Genomic DNA, 3803 nt, shown 5'->3' on the forward strand with positions numbered 1-3803 from the left:
TAGACACATAAATAGGATATCGATAATATGTAACTGAGCAATTCGGGATGAGGTTGCTGCACTTCTGAATGTAGCTTCCCTGGAAGAAGATGTATGCAATTTAATATCTGCTAACTGATTTACGGGCGAGCTCCCATATCTTGTAATAGTTATTACTTGGACATTTTTGCTTTTTGCTAGTTCTAATAACTTAACTACTTCTTGTGTTGAACCTGAAAAAGAAATACCAATAACTACATCCTTCTCTCCTTTGGTAGCAATAGCAGTTGCCGCCATATGCAGATCAGCGTAAAATGTAACATGTTTATCAATGCGTGTGAATTTTTGCTCAGCATCTATTGCAGCAATGGTTGAAGCACCAAAACCAACGAGCGTAATTGATTTTGCTTCACTTAAAACCTTTACAGCCTTATGTATTTCAGACACACTTAAAATATCTGTTGTTTCTCTTAATGTTTGCATTGCATTTGACGTAACTTTATCAATGATATCACGATAATTTTCATGTGGTTCGATATCCCGGTAACCTGATTCAGATGAATTGGTTTGAAGATCACCAGCAACTCTGATTTTAAGTTCTTGAAATCCTGAAAAACCAAGTGATTTACAGAGCCGCATCACTGCTGCGCTGCTCGTTTGACTTCTTTCACCAAGTGTCATCGCCGTTTGAAGAATAGCTTCCTCAGGTTTTTCTAAAATATATTCCGCAATTTTTTTCTCGGAAGGAGGTAGGCTATTGACGACTTCTTTTAATGCAATTAATCCACCTTTTATATGTGACATATAATCACCTTTCTCTTATTTTATCGTTTTTATATTTTTAAGTACTTCTTCGTTTACCGTTATTCCCTTATTTTTAAGTGCTCCTATTACGGATCCGTAAACTGGTGGAACTTCTGGCAAACAGACAGAGATATTGTTACTGTTTTCCAACTTCCTTTTTATTAATAAAGGTAAAATCTCTTTTTCACTAAACACTCCACCTGCAAGAATAACTGGTGTAACTTCTTGTTGGCTGAATAGTTCTTTATTTACAGTCATCACATTAGCTGTTAGTTGTTCGGCAACATCATGTACAATTTTAACCGCAACTCTATCTTCATTTTTATAAGCCTTAAATACATATATGGAAAGAGGAGCGATTTCCTTTTTGGGAACGCTTGATTTATAAATTTTCTCAATCATTTCTCTTCCATTCTTTACGTTAAAATGGGATAAAAGTAGATCTTTTAGTTCTGTTTTTTCATTCCGTTTCTCCTCAAATTCTAATACGGAAACAATCGCTCTTCTGCCTAAATCATAACCGCTTCCCTCATCACCAAAAAGATACCCCCATCCTCCTAGTCGTAATTCAAAACCTTTAGCATTTATTCCGTACGTGATCGAACCCGTACCTGCGATTTGAACAATTCCGGGTTTACCATATGTCCCAGAAAATAATGCATTCATTGTATCTGATACAATTTCAAAAGGTACAGATATTTTTAATATTTCTTTAAAAATGGAGGAAACTATCAGCTTTTGCTTTGAAGTACCAACTCCAGACATCCCTGCATAAATATATGTTACTTGACGATAGGCTTCCGGCGCTTGTTCTTTTAACAGGTCAAATATTCTTTTAATATTTGTTGTTAACTCTTTTTGGTTAAGTGTGTTGGGGTTTGTTGTTCCCCCGGTCGCTTCAGTAATTATTTTTCCTGTTTGATCAGCAATAACAGCTACTGTTTTCGTCCCGCCTCCATCTAAACCAATGACATATTCCATCATTATCATCCTTCGTTTCGCGATATGTTGAATTATATACTAAAAATTATGAAAAATGCTAGCTCATTGATTCATTTCCCCTTTATGACTTTTGAACTAGTGAGTTTTCACTAAAAAAGTGAATGATTGTTCATTCTTTTATTGTATTTGATTTTTAAGATGGTATAATTGTCTGAAAACAAGGACTTTTTAAGGGGGTTAATTATTTTGTTAAAAACTGTAACTTTAAGAGAGCAAGACATTCGTCGTAAGAACTTTATCATGTTAATTGCATTTTCTATAGCTATATTCGGAGCACTGCTAGTAACGATTATAAATAAAGAATTTGATAAGAGTCTATTTTATGGAACTGCACTTATTATTTATATTGCGAATTACTTTTTTATTATACACATACTTAAAAAAATTGACTGGTTCCCATATTTCATGATTTTTATTGGCTATACAGCAATGATCGGTTATATTGCCGTCTATGGCGGTGGGCTCCATACGCTAGGTATTTTCTTTTTTTTACTTTTTATTTCTACCGCTCATTTTATTACCCCAGTTTTCATTCTAAGTTATATAGTTGGAATCATTGGATTATCGATTACCTATCAGTTTCCTGAAGCTTCACAAGCGGCAGTGATACAAAGTAATTTCCTATCATTTTTAGTAGCCTATCTATTAAGTGGCATCGTTTCGTTGATTGTTATCCGGCTTAATAAAGAACAGTTTAGTCAAATCGAAACTTTACTAAAAAATAGCGAAAAAGATGCTGCTGAAAAGAAAAGGCAACATGCTTTACTTGAGGCTAATGTTAACACGATGATCACTCACATTACAAATGTGAATAATCGCCTCCAAAACAATGTAAAAGCACAAAATGAACTATCTGATGTCATTTCCGAAATCGCTAGTGGAAGTACAGAGCAAAGTGACCAAATTGTAACAATTTCAGAAAATGCCCACAGTACGTCTGAACAAATAAATGTCATGCTGACTGAACTTCAACGACTTAAAAAAGAATTTGAAAATTCAAAAGGGATTGCAACGAAGGGAAACGTCTTATCTCACGAGTTATCGACTAATATGGGCAATATATTCAAACATATACAAGAGTTAAGTGCTACATTCCAATCGTTAACAGGTAATATTAAGGAGACAAGTAAATTTTTAAAAGACATTGTCGCTGTAAGTGATCAGACAAATCTGCTTGCCTTAAATGCTTCCATTGAAGCGGCACGAGCAGGTGATGCCGGAAAAGGTTTTGCAGTTGTCGCAAATGAAATTCGAATTCTAGCCGAACAAACGAATGAATTTGTTGATAAAATAACGATTAACATTAATGAATTGAATGAAACAAATAATGCTGCACTAAAGCAAATGAATTTTAATTTGGAAAATGTAACTAGTCATATGGATGATACGAAGCAAGTGAATGATGCCTTTAACCAAATCACACAAGATATAGAAAAATTAAATCACCAATTTACAAGTTTTGAAGATTTAGCAAATGATGTAGAAGATAACGCTTCTCATATTAGAATATCTACAACAGATTTATCAGCTATTATTGAAGAAGCTTCAGCAAGCTTGGAAGAAATGAGTGCCACAATTGATAGTCTAAACAAAGAGAGTCATCAGATTGGCGAGGCTATGAAAAACACCGAGAAAATAGCAATGAGTTTATAATAAATTGGAGCCATTTTTAAACTGGGAACTTTGATCCGGATAAAAATTCACCATTAATCAAACGTTTGATTAATGGTCTTTCCTTTTTCAATCATTTGACCGATTGCTCTTCTCTTAATCAGAAAGCAAAGTTAATTCTTGTAATATTCACTAAATATATGTTATTTTCGTGACAGGACTACTTTATGAGGGGGTTACATATGAACAAAAATGTTTTTCTTATCGCCATGGTAACAGTAATCGGCTGGGCATCCGGTTTTGCGGCTATCCGGGCCAGTTTACAAGGAGGTTTTTCCCCAGGTCATTTAATGTTATTCAGGTTCTTACTTGCTTCCGCTTTATTCCTTCTCTATGCACTTTATCCT

General features: G+C 34.4%; 3 protein-coding genes. 1 reads left to right on the forward strand and 2 read right to left on the reverse strand.

Annotated elements, in window-relative coordinates:
* Together ACPYKA_RS19640 and ACPYKA_RS19645 are read right to left on the reverse strand one after the other, a co-directional pair.
* Positions 1 to 783 (reverse strand): MurR/RpiR family transcriptional regulator (locus tag ACPYKA_RS19640; RefSeq protein WP_479543886.1); only part of this gene is annotated, 783 nt, incomplete at its 3' end.
* 15 nt (positions 784 to 798) lie between these two features.
* Positions 799 to 1767: an N-acetylglucosamine kinase gene (locus tag ACPYKA_RS19645; protein ID WP_479543887.1), complete on the reverse strand. Its 969-nt coding sequence runs from the start codon at positions 1765 to 1767 to the stop codon at positions 799 to 801.
* A 204-nt stretch (positions 1768 to 1971) separates the two neighbouring features.
* Between ACPYKA_RS19645 and ACPYKA_RS19650 the strand changes: the two genes are divergently transcribed.
* The gene (locus ACPYKA_RS19650; RefSeq protein WP_479543888.1) at positions 1972 to 3438 is read left to right on the forward strand and encodes a methyl-accepting chemotaxis protein; all 1467 of its coding nucleotides are present in this window, start codon (positions 1972 to 1974) and stop codon (positions 3436 to 3438) included.
* The last annotated feature ends 365 nt before the right edge of the window (positions 3439 to 3803 follow it).

Source organism: Pseudogracilibacillus amylolyticus (SeqCode), from assembly GCF_051918545.1.
GTDB lineage: Bacteria > Bacillota > Bacilli > Bacillales > Amphibacillaceae > Pseudogracilibacillus.

Coding starts and splice junctions, on each gene's coding strand:
- ACPYKA_RS19645 (WP_479543887.1), bottom strand. CDS start 1,767: ATGATGGAATATGTCATTGGTTTAGATGGAGGCGGGACGAAAACAGTA.